The 18253-nt window shown below is 51.3% G+C and carries 16 protein-coding genes; 4 read left to right on the top strand and 12 right to left on the bottom strand.

What is annotated here, in order from left to right:
- Positions 1-26: 26 nt before the first annotated feature.
- Entirely contained in the window at positions 27-2069 is a 2043-nt protein-coding gene (locus DYC63_RS09545; protein WP_115219011.1) for a M3 family metallopeptidase, read from the bottom strand.
- 260 nt (positions 2070-2329) lie between these two features.
- Between DYC63_RS09545 and glnE the strand changes: the two genes are divergently transcribed.
- Positions 2330-5107 carry a bifunctional [glutamate--ammonia ligase]-adenylyl-L-tyrosine phosphorylase/[glutamate--ammonia-ligase] adenylyltransferase gene (gene glnE, locus DYC63_RS09540; protein WP_115219010.1) on the top strand — a complete coding sequence of 926 codons (2778 nt, stop codon included), beginning with the start codon at positions 2330-2332 and terminating at the stop codon, positions 5105-5107.
- 59 nt (positions 5108-5166) lie between these two features.
- On the opposite strand, the gene der is transcribed toward glnE, so the two are convergent.
- From der to DYC63_RS09485, 11 genes are all read right to left on the bottom strand, one after another.
- Positions 5167-6546: a ribosome biogenesis GTPase Der gene (der, locus tag DYC63_RS09535; RefSeq protein WP_115219009.1), complete on the bottom strand. Its 1380-nt coding sequence runs from the start codon at positions 6544-6546 to the stop codon at positions 5167-5169.
- A gap of 9 nt (positions 6547-6555) precedes the next feature.
- Complete coding sequence (gene bamB, locus DYC63_RS09530; RefSeq protein WP_115219008.1) at positions 6556-7707, bottom strand: outer membrane protein assembly factor BamB; 1152 nt, start codon at positions 7705-7707, stop codon at positions 6556-6558.
- A complete protein-coding gene (locus DYC63_RS09525) occupies positions 7704-8348 on the bottom strand; it encodes a YfgM family protein (RefSeq protein ID WP_115219007.1) in 645 nt (214 codons plus the stop codon). Before DYC63_RS09525 ends, bamB begins: the two co-directional genes overlap by 4 nt.
- A 2-nt stretch (positions 8349-8350) precedes the next feature.
- Complete coding sequence (hisS, locus tag DYC63_RS09520) at positions 8351-9610, bottom strand: histidine--tRNA ligase (protein WP_115219006.1); 1260 nt, start codon at positions 9608-9610, stop codon at positions 8351-8353.
- A complete protein-coding gene (locus DYC63_RS09515) occupies positions 9603-10598 on the bottom strand; it encodes a helix-turn-helix domain-containing protein (RefSeq protein ID WP_115219005.1) in 996 nt (331 codons plus the stop codon). Before DYC63_RS09515 ends, hisS begins: the two co-directional genes overlap by 8 nt.
- Before the next feature lie 2 nt (positions 10599-10600).
- Positions 10601-11368, bottom strand: a complete 768-nt coding sequence (locus DYC63_RS09510; RefSeq protein WP_115219004.1) for a tetratricopeptide repeat protein — start codon at positions 11366-11368, stop codon at positions 10601-10603.
- Positions 11365-12465, bottom strand: a complete 1101-nt coding sequence (gene rlmN, locus DYC63_RS09505) for a dual-specificity RNA methyltransferase RlmN (protein WP_115219003.1) — start codon at positions 12463-12465, stop codon at positions 11365-11367. Before rlmN ends, DYC63_RS09510 begins: the two co-directional genes overlap by 4 nt.
- A gap of 2 nt (positions 12466-12467) precedes the next feature.
- Positions 12468-12896, bottom strand: a complete 429-nt coding sequence (gene ndk / locus DYC63_RS09500; protein ID WP_115219002.1) for a nucleoside-diphosphate kinase — start codon at positions 12894-12896, stop codon at positions 12468-12470.
- Positions 12897-12982: 86 nt separating this feature from the next.
- On the bottom strand, positions 12983-13642 hold the full coding sequence (murU, locus tag DYC63_RS09495; protein WP_115219001.1) for an N-acetylmuramate alpha-1-phosphate uridylyltransferase MurU: 660 nt from the start codon (positions 13640-13642) through the stop codon (positions 12983-12985).
- Positions 13642-14652, bottom strand: coding sequence for an aminoglycoside phosphotransferase family protein (locus DYC63_RS09490; protein WP_115219000.1), 1011 nt, complete (start codon positions 14650-14652; stop codon positions 13642-13644). The genes murU and DYC63_RS09490 overlap by 1 nt, the downstream gene beginning before the upstream one ends.
- Before the next feature lie 4 nt (positions 14653-14656).
- On the bottom strand, positions 14657-15277 hold the full coding sequence (locus tag DYC63_RS09485) for a thiol:disulfide interchange protein DsbA/DsbL (protein WP_115218999.1): 621 nt from the start codon (positions 15275-15277) through the stop codon (positions 14657-14659).
- A gap of 135 nt (positions 15278-15412) precedes the next feature.
- On the opposite strand from DYC63_RS09485, the gene hemB reads away from it, so the two are divergent.
- The 3 genes from hemB to apbC are packed head-to-tail and all read left to right on the top strand — an operon-like array spanning position 15413 to position 18251.
- Positions 15413-16429, top strand: a complete 1017-nt coding sequence (gene hemB, locus DYC63_RS09480) for a porphobilinogen synthase (protein WP_115218998.1) — start codon at positions 15413-15415, stop codon at positions 16427-16429.
- Positions 16426-17202: a shikimate dehydrogenase gene (gene aroE, locus DYC63_RS09475; protein WP_115218997.1), complete on the top strand. Its 777-nt coding sequence runs from the start codon at positions 16426-16428 to the stop codon at positions 17200-17202. Before hemB ends, aroE begins: the two co-directional genes overlap by 4 nt.
- Positions 17199-18251, top strand: coding sequence for an iron-sulfur cluster carrier protein ApbC (gene apbC, locus DYC63_RS09470; protein ID WP_115218996.1), 1053 nt, complete (start codon positions 17199-17201; stop codon positions 18249-18251). Before aroE ends, apbC begins: the two co-directional genes overlap by 4 nt.
- Positions 18252-18253: the final 2 nt, after the last annotated feature.

Genomic DNA, 18253 nt, shown 5'->3' with positions numbered 1-18253 from the left:
CGGCTTGACAAGAGAAATCATCGCCTTTATTGCGCGATACCGCTATGGCGCAGCAAGGCATCAATATTAGGTTCGCGCCCGCGGAAAGCGATAAAACTGTCCATGCTGCTGCGACTGCTACCCACCGCCAGTATTTCGTTACGGAATTTTGCGCCGGTCTGCGCATTTAAAACACCTGTTCCTTCAAAAGCGGCAAAGCTGTCTGCGGATAAGACTTCCGCCCATTTGTAGCTGTAATAGCCTGCCGCATAGCCGCCAGCAAAGATGTGCGAAAATTGCATGGGGAAGCGGTTGTTCGGATAATCGGGCGTGACGCTCACGGCTTGACGCACGGCTTTAAGTACCGCCAATACTTCTTGATCCTGATTGTTCTTATCGTGTATGCGCATATCAAAGATTGCAAATTCCAATTGGCGCAACATTGCCATTGCCGATTGGAAATTTTTTGCCGCCAGCAATTTCTCAAACAATTCCTGCGGCAGAGCGGCGCCGCTTTCCTGATGCGCGGTCATCATGGCAAGGCAGTCGCGGTCGTAGCAGAAGTTTTCCATAAACTGACTGGGCTGCTCCACCGCGTCCCATTCCACACCGCTGATACCCGAAGCGCCGTATTCATCGACTGTCGTCAGCATATGATGCAGGCCGTGCCCGAATTCATGGAATAAGGTGGTCACTTCATCATGTGTGATATAGGCATCGGCATCGCCCACAGGCGGCGTGAAATTGCAAACCAAATGCGCTACCGGCAATTGCAATTGTTCGCCGTCGCGAAAACGCGATACGGCGCTGTCCATCCATGCACCGCCGCGTTTTTTCTCGCGCGCATAAGGGTCGAGATAGAAACGCGCCTGCAATTGTCCCACCGCATCTAGTACATCATAAACGCTGACATCTTTATGCCATACGCTAAGCTGCGTATTGCGAGCAAAACGCACGCCGAATAGTTGCTGCGTAATGGCTAACATGCCTTCCATGACTTTGCCGAAAGGAAAATAGGGGCGCAAATCTTCTTGCGACAAAGCATAGCGTTGCTGGCGCAATTTTTCCGCCGCATAGCTGACGTCCCAAGGCTGCAAATCGGCAAGGCTCAGCGTCTCTGCGGCAAATTCGCGCAAAGCCTGCATTTCTTTCTCCCCCGCCGCCTTAGATTTGTGCAGCAAATCCTGCAGGAAATCCGCCACTTTCTGCGGGGTTTCCGCCATTTTATTGTCATCGGTAGAAAGGCTGGCAAAATCGGCATAGCCCAATAATTGCGCCAATTGCTGACGGATGTGCAAAATTTCTTTAACGATGGCGGCATTATCGAACTGTGCATCGTCGCTTAATTCCGAAGCACGCGCGTTATAGGCTTTATACACCGTTTCGCGCAATTGGCGGTCTTCGGCATAACTTAATACGGGAATTACGACGGGCGCGTCTAAGGTCAGACGATAGCCCGACTGTCCTTGCTGCTGCGCCAAAGATTGCATCAAAGCCAATGCGGAAGCCGGCAAACCGCTTAGGCGGCTGTCGTCATTGTTCAGCAGCAAATGCCAAGCATTGGTCGCATCTAAAACATGATTGGAAAACTCCGTTCCCAATTCCGACAAACGCAGGCTAAATGCTTTAAATTGCGCTTTTTTCTCATCCGGCAAAGCCACGCCGCCGCGCTCGAAATCGGCAATCTGATCACGAATAATTTTCTGCTGCGTTGCATTTAAGCCGGCAAATGCCGCGCCCGATTGCAGGCGTTTGATTGCCTCATACAAGCCCTTATGCTGCGCCATATCCGCACCGTATTCCGACAATGCCGGCAATAGCGCTTCATAAGCCTCGCGCCATTCCTGCGTGCTTAATACACTGTGCAAATGCGCAATCGGGCTAAACGCCAAAGACAGGCGGTTATCCATGCGCGCCAAAGGCAGCATCAAGCTCTCCCAAGTCGGCTGCTCTTGAGCAATCAAGACATCTACCGCCGCGCGGTTTTCCTTAAGAATTTCCAAAACCGCCGTATGATGCTCCGGCTTAATCTGATGATAATCAGGCTCGGTTGAAGGCTGATAAAGGGGATTGTGAGAAAAATCAGTCATCGCATTTTCCTTAATAAAAAATATTTCCGCTTAAATGGCGCTGAAAGCGAATAATTCAATTTAATTGCCGTTTTTATTATTCAATATACTGATTTAAATTAAAATTAATTATATGTTTTGCTATTCTCCGCCGCTTGACAGGAAAATCCCTTGCGCTTTATTCGCTTTGCTGTGCATAAAAAAGCCCACGGCACCGCTCTCCCCTTGCCAAGCCTTGCGCTTTGCCTACAATAAGGCTTTTATAGCTCTAAGGATTTTTGATGTTTTCGCTCTCACAATGGCAAAGCGATAGTGCCGCCTATTCTTGGGCGCAGCGAGAAGATATTCTTCTGCTGGTTCAGGCCAGCCCTTATGCCGCGCAGCAATTGCTCAATCAGCCCGAAATACTCGATTTATTCGACTGCGATTGGCAGAATTTTGATTTCAGCACCGTCGGCAGTTTTTGGCAAGACTGCGGCGATGAAGCGACATTGATGTGCGAATTGCGCCGCTGCAAACACCGCTATCAAAGTGCATTGATTTATGCCCTGCTCTGCCGAGGGCTCAGCCAAAGCGCTTTTCTGCGTAATCTGTCCGCCTTGGCCGGCGCCTTGGTGGAAGCCGCTTTACTGTGGCAAGAGCGACAATTGCAGACGCGCTACGGACAGCCGCTGGATGAAAACGGCAAACCCTTGCGCCTGACGATTCTCGGCATGGGCAAATTAGGCGGTGCGGAGCTGAATTTTTCTTCCGATATCGATTTGATTTTCGCCTACCGCAATCAGGGCGAAACCCAAGCCGCGGCAGGACAAAAATCCATTGAACATGAAGTCTTTTTCCGCAAATTGGCGCAAAAACTCATCGCCTGTCTAGATCAAATGACGGCGGAGGGTTTTGTTTATCGCGTGGATATGCGCCTGCGTCCTTTCGGGCAAACCGGACCTTTGGCATTGTCCTATACCGCATTGGAGAACTACTACCAAAACCATGGACGCGATTGGGAGCGCTATGCGATGATGAAAGCCCGTCCCGTGGCAGGCGATATTGAGGGCGGCATGGCATTGCTCGGGCAGCTGCGTCCGTTTATGTACCGCCGCTATTTGGATTATGCCGCATTGGATTCGATTGCCCAAATGAAGCACAGCATCAATCAGCAGATTCGCGCCCAAGGCATGAAAAATCACATCAAACTCGGGCGCGGCGGCATTCGTGAGGCGGAATTTTCCGTCCAAGCCATGCAGCTTGTGTACGGCGGTCAATATCCGACCTTGCAATCGCCGCATTTTCTCAGCGTACTGGAGGATTTGCACTGTCTGAATTTATGGCAGGCGCAGGAATGCCAAGCCCTGCGCGAAGCATATTTGCTGCTGCGCACGGTAGAAAATGCTCTGCAATTCGCCCACGAACAGCAAGTGCATGAACTGCCGCCGATTGACGACAGCGCCGCATGGCTGCGTCTAAGCCTTGCCTGCCGCTTCGACAGCGTAGAAGCTCTGCAAGCGGCACTGAATCAGGCGCGTGAAACCGTCGACCAGCGCTTTCGCCGCATTTTCGCCAGTACGGAAAATGACACTGCCGCTGAAAACAGCATCAGTGCCAATTGGCAGCAGATTAACGGCGAGCAATTGCGCGTCGATTTAATCGCGCAAGACTATTCTGCCGAGCAGGCCGCAGCCATCAGCCATACCCTGCAGCAATTCAGCGCCGCCCTACCTTGGCAGCGGCTTTCGGAAAAAGCCGGCAAAAGAATCGAAACCTTATTGCCGCTTTTATTGCACATCGCCGCACAAGAAAAAGCCGAAGCCGCCGCCATCGGCGAAATCCTCGCCTTGATTGAAACCGTCGCCTCGCGCAGCGTGTATATCGACATGCTGTCGGGCAATCCGCAATTAATCCGCCATCTGCTGGCGATTGCACGCGACAGCCGCGGCTTGATGGAATTTATCCGCGAACATCCGCTAGTCATTGACGACATCTTAAGCGAGCGCAGCCTCATTCAAGATGCCACGCAATTAGACAGGGATTTATCCGCGCGTCTTGCCAATACCGATGACGAAAACTGGCTGCATGCCATTCGCGATTTCAAACATGCGCAATTATTCAAAATCGCTTGGGCAGAACTATACGGTAATCTGCCGCTAATGGCAGCCAGTGACCATCTCAGCCATCTGGCGGAACTGATTATCGACAAAGCCTTACAGCGCGCCTGGCAGCAACTCAGGCAACGCCACGGCATACCGCGTAGCAGCGACGGCGAAGCGGCGCGTTTCGCCATCATTGCCTACGGCAAATTGGGCGGATTGGAATTGAGCTACACCTCCGATATCGACCTTGTCTATCTCTATGACGACAAACGCAGTCAAGGCAGTACCGACGGCGAGAAAAGCATCGCCAATCAAGTCTTTTTCACCCGTTTGGTGCAGCGCATCAATAATTTGCTCTCCGCGCCATCCACCAGCGGCGTTTTGTATGAAATCGACACCCGCCTGCGCCCCGGCGGACGCAGCGGCATGCTTATCGCCTCTATCGAAGCCTTTGCAGATTATCAGCAAAAACAGGCCTGGACATGGGAGCATCAAGCGCTCACGCGCGCGCGCCCCATCGGCGGCGACGTGAGCTTATGTGCGAAATTCAGCGTCCTACGGCAAACGGTGCTGCAAAAAGCCCCACCTGTCGATTTGCGCCGACAAGTCTTGGATATGCGGGAAAAAATGCAAAATAACGAACATTTAGCTAAAGAAGGCTTTCATTTGAAAAAATCCGTCGGCGGACTGATAGACATCGAATTTATTGTGCAATATCTGCTGTTAAAACATGCACATCAGGAACCGATTCTGCTGCGCATGAGCGACAATATCCGCCAACTCGCCGCGCTGGAAGCCACAGGGCTGCTTTCCTCGATTGACGCCAACACCCTGCGCGATGCCTACCGCCGTCTGCGCCAAGCCGCACACCGCCGCGCACTTAATCGGCAAAGCAATGTGGCGGATAGCCTAGAATGGCAGAACACGATTAACCATGTCTGCCGTATTTGGCGAAAAGTGTTTGAAATTAATTAAAAAACGCTGTTTTCTATGTAAGAGAAAACAGCGTGATAGCCTTCGAGATGAAAGCGGTATTATTTGTCCTTATTGCCATAAGGATTGTGTTTGTCGCGGTAAGAAATGCGAATCGGCGTGCCGTGCAAATCAAAATGGCGACGGAAGAATTTGCTTAAATACTGCGTGTAAGAAGCCGGCACATTTGTGGTGCGCGAGCCGTGGATGATGATATGCGGCGGATTGCGTCCGCCTTGGTGGGCGTATTGCAATTTAATCGCATGACCGTTGACCAAAGGCGGCTGATGGCGACGATACGCCAATTGCAGGGCTTCAGTCAATTTATTGGTGGAAATTTCCGCCAAGGCGCTTTCATAGACGCGTTTGACCGCCGGCAGAAGATTGCGGATATTGCTGCCGTGCAAAGCGGAGATGTAAAAGACTTCGGCATAATCGACAAAATGCAGTTTGCGCTCAAATTGCAATTTGACCGCTTCGCGCGTTTCCTCGTCTAAATGATCCCATTTGTTTACCGCGATGATAAGACCGCGTCCGCGTCGTGTGATTTCGCCCAATAAATGGGCATCCTGCTCGGCAACGCCTTCATGCGCGTCCAGCATTAAAATCACCACATTCGCTCGCTCGACAGCTTCCAAGGCTTTGACAATCGAGAATTTTTCCACTTTATCATGCACGCGCGCCTTGCGGCGGATACCGGCGGTGTCGATTAAGGTAAAAGGCGTGCCTTCATTATCGACGTAGGGAATCATAACCGCATCGCGTGTGGTGCCTGCCACAGGGCTGGCAACCAGACGGTCTTCGCCGAGCAGACGGTTTAATAGGGTGGATTTGCCGGCATTTGGTCGTCCTAAAACGGCTAATTGAATGCCTTCATTAATATTTTGCGCATCGCTGTCGCTTTGGCTAATAAATTGCTCTTCAGGCAAAGCAGAGAGCATCTGTGCAATCATATCGCCTAATTTATTGATATTTCGGCGATGTTCGGCAGCAATGGCAAGTATATTCGCCATGCCTAGGACATAGAAATCCGCCAAAATAATATCCGGATCGGCAAAATCGGCTTTATTGACCGCCAATAAGACAGGCTTTTGCGTGCAGCGCAATTCATGGGCGATTTTTTCATCGACTGCGGTCAAACCTTCGCGCCCGTCAACCACAAAAACCACAATATCGGCTTCTTCAACCGCCTGCCGCGCTTGGCTGTCCACGCGAAAATCGATTTCGCTTTCTTCTTCCCGCAGCATGCCGCCGGTATCGATAATGCGGCAGGCAATGCCGCCTAAATCGGCATCGCCGTAATTGCGGTCGCGGGTCAATCCCGGCATATCGCTGACGATAGAATGGCGGCTGCGGCTCAGGGTATTGAATAGGGTCGATTTGCCCACATTAGGGCGACCAACCAAGGCGATAATCGGTTTGCGTGGATAAGCTCTTTGCATCAAATTTCCTTATTGCGGCCGCAGCGCAACAATGCCGCCGTTATCTAATTGCCATACAATCACATCAGGCAGAATCAGCGCTTCGCTTTTGCTGCCGCTGGCGGCAATTTTGCTGCGCGCAATCATATTGCCGTTGCGGCTGTCCAGCCAAGTCAGATAACCTTCGAAATCCAATACGCCGACAAGACCGGGAATAGCTAATGGCGGCGACAGACGGCGGCCGACTAAATCGCTGTTCCGCCATAATTCATTGCCCGTATCTTGATCGAGGGCGACTACGTGATCTTCGGCGGTGCTGAGATATAACTCCGTCGGACTGATGGCAAAATCCACTCCGCTTGCCGCCCTTTCATTGCGCCAGAGCGGCGCGCCGCTTTGCAGGTCAACGGCATAGGTTTCTTTGCCGTAAGCACTGGCAAAAAGGCGGTTGTTATTGATTTTAGGACTGGCATCTTGGTCGATAATCGCCGCCACGGTGCTCGCCGCTCCTGCCTGCACGAGATTGTCATTGGCAATGCTGATGCCTGTGCGCGCGTCTAAGACTTGCAATGCGCCGTTTTCATCGCTCAGCATAACGACGCCACCGCCGATAATCGGCGAGGCATTGCCGCGCATAGACAGCATCGGCACTTTACTGTGGTGACGCCAGATTAATGCGCCGTCCGCCGGATTGAATACGCTTAATTGTCCGTCGGAGGCATAAACCGCCAATAAGCCGTCTCCAAAGGCAGGACGCGATAATAAGACGGAGCTCAAACGGCTGCGCCACATGATTTGCCCGTCTTCCAAGCGAATCGCCATCACATCGCCGTTTTTGGTGCCGAGAAAAGCGAAATTGCCTGCAACGGTTAGCCCAGAACTGATATCGTTTCTTAAATCCACGCGGTAGATTTCTTTGCCGCTGTCTTTGTCAAAGCGGTAGAAATATCCGTCGGCACTGACGGCATAAACGTGTTGCCCGTCACTGGCAGGGCTTAAGCGCAAACCGCGCTCGCCGCTTTCGTCGCCTAAGTTTTTTTGCCACAGAATTTGCGTATTAAATTGCGATTGCACTTCGCGTAATTCATTGGGTTCGGGATAGTTACTTTCGCCGTAAAACCAACTTGAACAGGCGCTTAGGGAAAGAGAGGCAATGGTAAGCGCAAGAAGAGAGGATTTCATTGAGTCTCCTGAGCAGATTGAAGGGCAATTTGGGTTTCCAATTGGCGGATACGCGTTGCCAACAGCGGCGAGGCTTGCTGCACTTGGCTTTGCTGATAATGCTTGAGCGCCGCTTCGCTGTTGCCGCGCAAATAGTCGATATCGCCGCGCAATAAGGGCAGCTGCGACTGGTAAACCGAATGTTCCAATGAATTCAAAGCCTGCATGGCGCCGTCGAAATCTTTGGTGCCAATCTTCACGTGCGCCAACTGCCATTGTGCCGTTTGGGCGATTAATGTATCGGATGCCGTACCGGCTTTTTCCAAGGCGGCAATCGCTTCCTGCGTTTTGTCCTGCTGTTGCTGATGTTGGGCGAAAAGCAGGGCGGCAAGGGCGCCGTAATTGCTTTTATCTGCTTTTAAATCCGCAGTATAGGCGGCGTTTACGGCGGCATCGTTTTTAGCGGCGACCGCTTTTTCTAAGGTGTCGATTTGATAAGACAAACGGTAATTGGCTTCCAGCGCCCGTTTATCCCACCATTTCATACTGAAAATAATCAGTAAGGCAATCGCAATGCCGGCAAAAATCACGGGCAGATGGCGCGCCAGCCATTCTTTGACTAATTCGGCGGTTTCCGCATCGCTTCTATCATGATCAAACATGTTTATTCCTCAATATTCATGGCAATCACAGCAGCCAAATCCAGCTGCTGCTGCTCGCCTGTCGCTAAATTTTTTAACGTCGCCAAGCCCTGCTGCACTTCTTCGCTGCCAAATACCAAGACAAAGCGCGCCTGCGCCGCATCCGCCTTGGCAAATTGTTTTTTCAGGGCTTGCAATTGATGATGGACAATAATTTGCCAATCGGGACGTGCGCGGCGAATTTCCATCGCCCAGCGCATCGCTTCGGCTTGTTCTTCAATTCCTGTGGCTAAAATATAGATATCGGGGTAAGACATATCAATCGGGTGCATATTTTCCCACAGCATGAAGATGCGCTCGATGCCGAAAGCAAAACCGGCTGCCGGTGTCGCCTTGCCACCTAATTGCTCAACTAAACCGTCATAGCGTCCGCCGGCACAGATAGTACCTTGCGCGCCCAACTCTCGGGTTGTCCATTCAAAAACGGTATGGCAGTAATAATCCAATCCGCGCACCAAGCGGGGATTGATGTGATAAGCAATGCCTAATTTTTCCAAAATGCCGCAGACTTGGGCGAAATGCGCTTTGCTTTCCTCACCTAAATAGTCATGCAGCAGCGGCGCCTGATTTAATATTTCTTGGGTTTTGGCGTCTTTGCTGTCCAAAATCCGCAGAGGATTGGTCTGTAAGCGGCGTTTGCTGTCTTCGTCCAAATCCTCGATATGAGCGCTGAGAAATTGCACCAGCGCTGCCTGATAGGCTTTGCGCTCCGCGGCAAGACCGATACTGTTGATTTCCAAGCTCACTACTTCGCGGATATCCAACTGCGTGAATAATTCATGCCCGATAGCAATTAATTCCGCATCGAGAGAGGGATTTGCCAAGCCGAAACATTCCACGCTTACCTGCGTGAATTGGCGGCTGCGTCCTTCCTGCGGTTTTTCATAGCGAAACATCGGACCTTCGACGAATAAGCGCGTGATTTGCTGCAAACGCCCGTTTTCAATCATGGCGCGCACCGCGCCGGCAGTAGCTTCGGGACGCAGAGTGATGCTTTCCTGATTGCGGTCGTCAAAGCTGTACATTTCCTTGGACACAATATCGGTTTCTCCGCCGATGGTGCGCTTGAATAATTGAGTTTTTTCCAAAAGCGGCAATTCCGCCGGCAAATAGCCGAATTGTTGCAGCAATTGGCGGATGATTTGCAATAATCGGGCGCGTCTGCTGCTGTGCGGCGGCAGAATATCATTCATGCCGCGTAAGGATTGGATGGCTTCACTCATTGATAGTTACCTTGAAACGACGGGATTTTCCTACGCGATATTGCATTAAATCGGCAGCTTGTCCATTGATTATCAAGCTTGCTGCATCCGGGCGGCCGATATTGAATTCATAAGGACCGTTGCCAAGGGGAATATCGATGGAATCGCCTGCCTGATAGACTTTAGAGGCGACAATACGGTGCTCTTTATCACGCACTTCTACCCAATTCTCGCTACTAACGCGTAATTGAAGGGAAGGCTGAGCTGCTTGAGTAAGGACATTGTCTTGGCTATTTTTCTCTGCTTCTGATACGGCTATCGGCGCATCTTCGGAAGCATTGCTCTGTACGGGAGAGACTGTCGATGTTGCGATGTCTTCAGCACCGCTATTATCTATAGCGCTCAGGCTTAATGTTTCCGATGTCGATGACGAGGGCAGAGTTTGTGCCGGCAATGATGTTAAGCTGGGCATTTCTTCAAATGAATTTTCTACCGGCTGGGTGATTGTTGCGCCGTTATCTGCTGCGATTTGCAGGGTGATTTGAGTATCGCTGCTTCCCGTATTTTCAACAAGCGGCGCACGTTCTTTATCAAAAGCCTGTTTAAATTGGCTGATTAGCCAAGAGTTGGGATTAAATACTTGGGTTAACACCACGCCTGCCAAAGCTATCAGCGGCACAATACTCAGCCAAGTACCGAAATGATAGCGTTTGAAGGAATGACTTTGGCTAGCAATATTGGCACTGCTTAAACGAATTTCACTGTCTTTAAAGCCCAATCGGTTGAAATCGGCTGCCATCACATCCGCATCGAGCCCCAAAAAACGACTGTAGTGCATCAGATAACCGCGCGTAAAAACCGGCGCGGCTATTTCCGAAAATCGATTAGCTTCTAATTTTTCTAGAATATCAATGCTTAAACGTGTTTGCATTGCAGCACTGGCAATACTGATGCCTTTTGCTTCACGGGCGGCGCGTAAAATCGCGCCAATATCTTGCGCATCCATCATGCTTAAATTCCTAAGGTTCTTGCTTGTTCCGAACCCTGATAACTACCGCGCATCACGCGCATTAAATCATTTTCTTTTTGCGCATTACCCAAGCCGCGTGCCGCTAAAATGCCGATGCGGACGCTCTCGGCGCTATAGCCGATATAGGTGTGCACGACTTCGACATAATTGGCAGCCGCTTGGTAGTTGCCTTGGCTTAATTCGATATCCGCTAATGGCAATAAAGCGCCGGCGGCATGGTTGTCAAAGGTCAGGGCTTGGCGGTAGGCGCTTGAAGCCGCTGCCAGATTATTTTTGCTTTGACGACAATTGCCTTCGGCAATATAAGATAAGGCCGAGAATGAGGCGCCTTTGGCGCGCATACGCGCATATAAATTGTCTAATTCCGGATTGCGGTCAAATTTGCATAGAAAGGTAGCGTAATTCATAAAGCCTAGAGCATAGTCCGGATGACTGGCCAAAAGCTTTTGATAGACTTGATCGCCGGCGGCAATATCGCGTTTTTCTTCATATAAGACCGCTAAAATGTTCCATGCTTCGGGCGGACGAGAATTAATTTCAATGGCGCGTTTGAGCTTAGGTTCTGCTAAATCATAGCGTCCGCGGCGCACATATTCGGCGCCCAATTGCAGATAATCTTGATAGGCTTGACCATAATCCGCTTGAGTGCCGCTAGAACCGCCCACAGTTTTGGTCGTCGTCATGGTTGATGTACAAGCGCTTAGCCCAAGAGACAAAGCCATTATTGCCGATAATTTTAAAAATTTCATACGCTCTCCTCCACTCGTCGTAATTTACGCTCTCGCTTGCTGCGGTCATTCACTTGACCGACCAACTGACCGCAAGCGGCATCAATATCCTCTCCGCGGGTTTTGCGAATCGTGACTACAAAACCTTGTTCGCTGAGATAGCGTTGGAATTTCATCATGGTATTGCGTGACGAACATTCGAATTTGCTACCCGGGAAAGGGTTAAAGGGAATTAAATTGATTTTGCCCGGCACGTCTTTTAATAGATGCGCCAATTGTCGGGCATGCTCCGGCTGGTCATTGACATCGCGCAGCATCACATATTCCCATGTGACGCCGCCGTGCTGACGGTTGTGTTCTACATAAGCTTTGCAGGCCTCCAATAGAGCGGCTAAGCCGTAGCGTTCGTTAATCGGCACGATTTGATTGCGCAATTCGTCTGTGGGCGCATGCAAAGACACCGCCAAACTCAAATCCGTGACCTCGCGCAATTTATGAATTGCCGGCACGATGCCGGAAGTGCTCAAGGTCACGCGGCGTTTGGATAAGCCGAAGCCGAAATCGTCCATAAAAATTTCTGTGGCGGGCAAGACTTGGTTGAAATTCACCAAAGGTTCTCCCATGCCCATCAAAACGATATTGGTGATTAAACGCGGATTGCCCTTGCGTTCGCAGCCTAATAATTCTTTTGCCATCCAGACCTGCACCACAATTTCGCCGGTAGTTAAATTGCGGTTAAAGCCGGCATGGGCGGTCGAACAAAAAGGACAAGCCAAAGCGCAACCTGCCTGTGATGAAATACATAAAGTGCCGCGGTCGTCTTCCGGAATATACACGCTTTCGATGCTGTTGCCGCAGGCATAGCGGAAGACCCATTTGCGCGTGCCGTCGGAAGCGGTTTTATCCACAATGATTTGCGGGAATACGAGTTCCGCTTCTTGTTTAAGGCGTTCGCGCAGGGTTTTGCTGATATCGGTCATCAGGTCAAAATCGCTGACGCGTTCATGATACAGCCATTTCATCAATTGCCGCGCACGAAAAGGTTTTTCGCCGCGCTCGGCAAACCATGCTTCGAGCGCGGGACGCGGCAAATCAAACAGATTGGTTTTGTCTGTCATCTTTATTGACGAGGACAGATTTCTTCCGCGCTGAAGAAATAGGCGATTTCTTGTTTGGCGGTTTCAGGGGCATCGGAACCATGCACGGCATTGGCGTCGATGCTTTCGGCAAAATCGGCGCGAATGGTGCCGGCGGCGGCTTCTTTAGGATTGGTCGCGCCCATGATTTCGCGGTTTTTGGCGATGGCGTTCTCGCCTTCCAACACTTGAATCATCACAGGGCCTGAAATCATAAAATCCACCAAATCTTTGAAGAAAGGACGTTCTTTATGCACTGCATAGAAGCCTTCCGCATCCGCGCGGCTTAATTGCTTCATTTTGGCGGCGACGATTTTCAAGCCTTGGTCTTCAAAGCGGGAATAAATTTTACCGATAACGTTTTTGCCGACCGCATCGGGTTTGATGATAGAAAGGGTTTGTTCAATTGCCATGTTTACTCCTAATGGTTCTTGGGTCAAAAAATCAGCGCGTATGGTATCACAGGCTTATAAAAAGCCGATAGCGCTAAACACAATTCTTATTGGTATTGCGCCTGCAAGGAAGCCAAACGTTCGGGCGTACCGACGTCTTGCCATTGACCGGCAAATAAACAGCCGCTCAATCTACCTTGCTGCGCGGCGCGGCGCAAGAAAGGCGCCAGCGCTAAAAAGCCGCCGTTTTCGCCGGCGAACAGGCGCGGATGAATTACGGAAATGCCGGCAAAAGTATAAGTGTCGCCGATAATCACGCGTTCGCCCGCCAAATCGAAATCGCCGCTGTTTTTCCAAGCAGGCGTGGGCACCAAGAGCAAATGCGCCAGCATTTGCTCCTGATAATCGCTGATAAAACGCCGATAATCAGGCGCGCACCAAACATCGGCATTGGCGACTAAGAAAGGCGCTTCGCCCAATAAAGGCAGCGCCTGAATGATGCCGCCGGCGGTTTCCAAGCCGCCTTCGGGCTCGGGAGAGTAGCTAATCTGCACGCCGTATCGGCTACCATCGCCCAAGGCAGCGGCGATTTGTTCGCCTAAATACGCCAGATTAACCACAAATTCTCTGATGCCGGCAGCCGCCAAACGCTGAATTTGCCATTCGATTAAACGGTATTTCCCGATTTTTAGCAAAGGCTTGGGGGTTTTTTGGGTTAATACGCCCATACGCGAACCGCGTCCTGCCGCCAAAATCATCGCTTTCATCATAATCCTCTTTGCTCAAACTGCATGTGCACCTGCGCCTGCATATTAGCGCACAGCGAAGCGATATAGGGCAATTGTTCGGCTAAGGCGCGACTTTCCCAGAGGGTATTTGCCCAGACCTGCGGCAAATTCGCCAAATAGCGGCTTTTGCCCTCCTGCATCGCCAAGCGTACAAATAAGCCGAGAATCTTTAGATGTCTTTGCAAGGATTGGGCATGGCAATGGATTTGCCAATCCCCGCTGTCGATATGCGGCAAATAGCGGCGACGGAAATCTTCTTCCCAAGCCAGTCGCTGCGCATTGTTATAAACAACATAGCAATCCCGCGTGAGGGAAACCGCATCATAGCTTGCCGCTCCCCATAACGCATCTTGGTAGTCGATTAACACCAGTCGCCCATCGGGGCTGCGCATCAAATTGCGGCAATGAAAATCACGATGCACCGCCGCTCTTTGCTGCGCCAGAATCATCCGAATCAGGCTTTGCGCCTCTTGTTCAAAAGCCTTACTTGCGGCGGCACTTGTCGGAATGCCGACAAAATGCGGCAAAAACCATATTTCAAAACGCGACAATTCTTCGCGCAGAATGTCCGCGCTATAGGCGGGTATCTGTCCCTGCAATGCCGAAGTGTTGCGCTGCCATTTGCCGAGCAAATCCAAAAGCGGCGGCATAGCGGCTTCGGCATCGGCGGCTAAGGCAGCGTCTAAGCAGGTATCGCCCAAATCCTCTATCAATAAGCAGTCGTCCTCGGCATTAACGGCATAAATCTCCGGCACAGGCAATGCCGCTTTCTTTAATAAGGCGCTCAAACGCAGAAAACGCGCACAGCCTGACTTGTCTGCACGGCTATCAACCAATATCACGCTTGCCGGCGTCGCTTGTCCGGTAGCAAGGCGGTAATACCGGCGCGCCCCCGCATCGCCCTGCATCGCCTGCATAGATTGCACATGCGGAAAAAAACGAACCGCGAACTGCCACAGCGGTTCGCGGTCTGAAAGAAGAGCTGTCATTGCCTTATTTGGCTAAGGATTCAATGATGTCGAAGCTGCGACCGTATGCAGATTTGCCGTCGCCGGCAGGATGCACGATGTATTTGCCGTTAACGACAAAAGCCGGTACGCCGTCTAAACCTGTTTTATCGAATAAATTTTCGGCGCGTTGCAATTGCTGCTTCACTTCGAAAGAATTCCATGCTTTGTCGAAATCTTCCGAGCTGATGCCGTTGCGAACAAAGAAAGCCTTGATTTCGCTGTCGCTGCCCAACATGCCGCGATTGCGCTCCGTGAAGATTTCTTCAAAATAAGCGTCAAATAAATCCAGTTTCAATGCCTTCATGGTGTAATAAGCGCGAGCAGGACGCTGCCACATCTCGGAATCGATATAGGCAGGGATGAATTCAAATTCCATGCCCTCAGGGAAACCCTCTTTCAACCAATCGTTTACCGCCGGACGCAGATTGTTGCAATGCGGGCAGCCGAACCAGAAAAATTCGATTACTTTGGGTTTGTCGGTCGTCTCGATAGGCGTTTCCAAGACGATGTAGTCCTGCCCTTCGACGTATTTCAATTGCGCATTAGCGCTAAAAGGCAAAATAGCGGCGGCAAATAAAGCCATCAATGATAATTTACGAAACATGTTAATTCCTTTGTACGGTGTAAAAAAAGCAAATTATAAGCGCTTTTTCGCAAAAACCTAGCCTTGCAACCTTACCGTCAATTTAGCCGACGGCGATGTGCTATAATCCGCGCAAATTTTTCAGACTGACAGATTATGCAAATTATCCCGACCCACTATCCCGCGACCCGCAAACGCCGCAACCGTTTTAAAGATTTCTCACGCTGCCTTGTGCGCGAACACCGACTCAGCACCTCCGATTTGGTGCTGCCGGTCTTTATCTGCGACGGCAAGCGGCAGCACCAAGCCATCGCTTCTATGCCGCAGATTGAACGCTTAAGCATTGATTTGCTTCTGCATGAAATTGAGACCCTGCTCAGCCTTGGCATTCCGGCAATTGCACCCTTTCCGCAAATCGAGCAGGCGCATAAAAGCCTTGATGCTGCCTATGCCTATGATGAAAATGGCTTGATACCGCGCGCCATTCGCGCGATTAAAGCGCGCTTTCCGGAAATGGGTATCTTTATGGACGTGGCGCTCGACCCCTACACCAGCCACGGACAAGACGGCGTGATTGACGACAGCGGCTACATTATCAATGATGTAACCAATCAAATCTTGGTCAAACAAGCCCTGCTCTATGCCGACTGCGGTGCAGATTACGTCGCGCCCTCCGACATGATGGACGGACGTATTGCCGCTATCCGCGCCGCTTTTGAAGAGGCGGGATTCGTCAATACCGGCATTATGGCGTATTCCGCCAAATATGCCAGCAGCTACTATGGACCTTTCCGCGATGCCATCGGCTCTGCCGGTAATCTGGGCAAAGCGGACAAATTCACCTATCAAATGGATCCCGCCAACAGCGACGAAGCCCTTCATGAAATCGCGCTCGATATCAGTGAAGGTGCGGATTTTGTGATGGTCAAGCCCGGCATGCCCTATCTGGACATCGTACGCCGCGCCAAGGAAACTTTTGCCTTTCCCACCGCCGTTTATCAGGTCAGCGGTGAATACGCCATGCTAGAAGCGGCATTTGCCAATGGCTGGCTGGATCGCGACAAAGTCACGCTTGAAACATTGCTTGCCTTCAAACGCGCCGGTGCCGACATGATTTTCACCTATCATGCCAAAGCCGCCGCTAACCTTCTCCGCCAACAAGGACAGGCATGACTTACCGCTGCGCCGTTATCGGCAATCCCATTGTACATTCTCAATCGCCGCAGATTCACGCCGCCTTTGCCGCCAAACAGGGCATCGATTTGCAATACGATAAAATCCTTGCCACAGAGGAAAATTTTACCGCCGTCGTGCAGGACTTCTTCGCCCAAGGCGGACACGGCTTGAATATTACCCTGCCTTTTAAAGAAAAGGCTTACGCCCTCGCACAACAACACAGCCCCTATGCCCGCACCGCAGGAGCGGTCAATACCTTATGGATGGAAAACGGCGAACTCTGCGGCGATAATACCGACGGACGCGGCTTAGTCCGCGCGCTCTCGCAGCAACACGGCATCGACTTAAGCGGCAAACGTCTCTTATTGCTCGGTGCAGGCGGTGCGGCACGCGGCGTCATACTGCCGCTTTTAGAAGCGCAAGTATCGCAAATTGACATATTAAACCGCAGTCCCGACAAAGCCCGTGCGCTTGCCGACTTATATGCTGAGCGCGTGGCGGCAGTCGAGCATCCTGCACAGGGCTATGATCTCATCATCAATGCCACTAGCGCAGGACTCGGCGACAGCGCATTCACGCTATCCCCTACTACATTACACGAACAAACCCTATGCTATGACATGATGTACGGCAAGCAAACGCCCTTCATGCAATGGGCGGCGGCACAAGGCTGCACGCAGATTGCAGACGGCTATTCCATGCTGGAAAACCAAGCATGGCTCGCCTTTCACATCTGGTTCGGCACAATCATAAAGAAGGATAATATATGACAATCGAAGCAATCATCCACGGCTTTTACGACGAAGACAGCGGCTGCACCTTATTCAGCGGCTGCAAAATCAAACAAGAGGGCGAACACATTGAAATCCAATGCGGCTTTTTCCTCAATGCCGATGCCGAGCGGCTGAAAAAAGCCCTGCTCGAGCATTTGCAGGCACAGGGCATAAGCGTCGCCGATATTACATTCCTCAGCAAAATCGCCAAACATCAAGTCCAAGCAGGGCTGAAACCGCTGCCCGAAGTGAAAAACATCATTGCCGTCGCCTCCGGTAAAGGCGGCGTGGGCAAATCCACCGTCAGCGTGAATCTGGCGGCTGCCTTAAGCCTGCAAGGCGCCAGCGTCGGTATCTTAGACGCCGATATTTACGGTCCCAGCCAAGCCGTCATGCTCGGCGGCGCGCAACGCCCCGAAACCAAAGACGGCAAAAGCATGGAACCCATCATCCGCCACGGCATGCAGACCCTCTCGATTGGCGACATCGTGGAAGAAAACACCGCCATGATTTGGCGCGGTCCGATGGTTACCCAAACTCTGATTCAGCTGCTTAACGAATGCAACTGGAAAAGCCTCGACTACCTGATTATCGACCTTCCCCCCGGTACAGGCGACACTCAGCTGACGCTCTCGCAAAGCATCCCTGTGACCGGCGCAATTATCGTTACCACGCCGCAGGACATCGCCTTATTGGACGTTAAACGCGCCAAAGCCATGTTCGACAAAGTCCGCATTCCCTGCTTAGGACTGGTGGAAAATATGAGCGTTTTTCATTGCCCGAATTGCGGTCATGAAAGCCATATCTTCGGTAATCAAGGCGGTATCGCCCTTGCCGAGCAATACCATCTGCCCGTATTAGCGCAGTTGCCGCTCGACATGACGACTCGCGAATGCGCCGATCAAGGTACGCCGATTGTCCTTGCCGAAGCACAAAGTGCCGCCGCGCAACACTACCGCCGCATGGCATTGCGCAGCGCTTGGGAATTGGCGCAAAAAAGCAAAGAATTCTCGCAAGTCTTCCCCAAAATAGTCATCGAGCGATAAAT

Source organism: Suttonella indologenes, assembly GCF_900460215.1.
Lineage (GTDB): Bacteria > Pseudomonadota > Gammaproteobacteria > Cardiobacteriales > Cardiobacteriaceae > Suttonella > Suttonella indologenes.
Note: the sequence above shows the minus strand (reverse complement) of the source record. Positions and strands in the feature narration are given on the sequence as shown.

What these genes read in the sequence shown, in the direction of transcription:
- aroE (WP_115218997.1), top strand. Translation starts at nt 16,426, where the DNA reads ATGACTTACCGCTGCGCCGTTATCGGCAATCCCATTGTACATTCTCAA.
- DYC63_RS09515 (WP_115219005.1), bottom strand. Translation starts at nt 10,598, where the DNA reads ATGATGGATGCGCAAGATATTGGCGCGATTTTACGCGCCGCCCGTGAA.
- DYC63_RS09510 (WP_115219004.1), bottom strand. Translation starts at nt 11,368, where the DNA reads ATGAAATTTTTAAAATTATCGGCAATAATGGCTTTGTCTCTTGGGCTA.
- DYC63_RS09545 (WP_115219011.1), bottom strand. Translation starts at nt 2,069, where the DNA reads ATGACTGATTTTTCTCACAATCCCCTTTATCAGCCTTCAACCGAGCCT.
- murU (WP_115219001.1), bottom strand. Translation starts at nt 13,642, where the DNA reads ATGAAAGCGATGATTTTGGCGGCAGGACGCGGTTCGCGTATGGGCGTA.
- glnE (WP_115219010.1), top strand. Translation starts at nt 2,330, where the DNA reads ATGTTTTCGCTCTCACAATGGCAAAGCGATAGTGCCGCCTATTCTTGG.
- bamB (WP_115219008.1), bottom strand. Translation starts at nt 7,707, where the DNA reads ATGAAATCCTCTCTTCTTGCGCTTACCATTGCCTCTCTTTCCCTAAGC.
- DYC63_RS09485 (WP_115218999.1), bottom strand. Translation starts at nt 15,277, where the DNA reads ATGTTTCGTAAATTATCATTGATGGCTTTATTTGCCGCCGCTATTTTG.
- der (WP_115219009.1), bottom strand. Translation starts at nt 6,546, where the DNA reads ATGCAAAGAGCTTATCCACGCAAACCGATTATCGCCTTGGTTGGTCGC.
- hemB (WP_115218998.1), top strand. Translation starts at nt 15,413, where the DNA reads ATGCAAATTATCCCGACCCACTATCCCGCGACCCGCAAACGCCGCAAC.
- hisS (WP_115219006.1), bottom strand. Translation starts at nt 9,610, where the DNA reads ATGAGTGAAGCCATCCAATCCTTACGCGGCATGAATGATATTCTGCCG.
- DYC63_RS09525 (WP_115219007.1), bottom strand. Translation starts at nt 8,348, where the DNA reads ATGTTTGATCATGATAGAAGCGATGCGGAAACCGCCGAATTAGTCAAA.
- DYC63_RS09490 (WP_115219000.1), bottom strand. Translation starts at nt 14,652, where the DNA reads ATGACAGCTCTTCTTTCAGACCGCGAACCGCTGTGGCAGTTCGCGGTT.
- ndk (WP_115219002.1), bottom strand. Translation starts at nt 12,896, where the DNA reads ATGGCAATTGAACAAACCCTTTCTATCATCAAACCCGATGCGGTCGGC.
- rlmN (WP_115219003.1), bottom strand. Translation starts at nt 12,465, where the DNA reads ATGACAGACAAAACCAATCTGTTTGATTTGCCGCGTCCCGCGCTCGAA.
- apbC (WP_115218996.1), top strand. Translation starts at nt 17,199, where the DNA reads ATGACAATCGAAGCAATCATCCACGGCTTTTACGACGAAGACAGCGGC.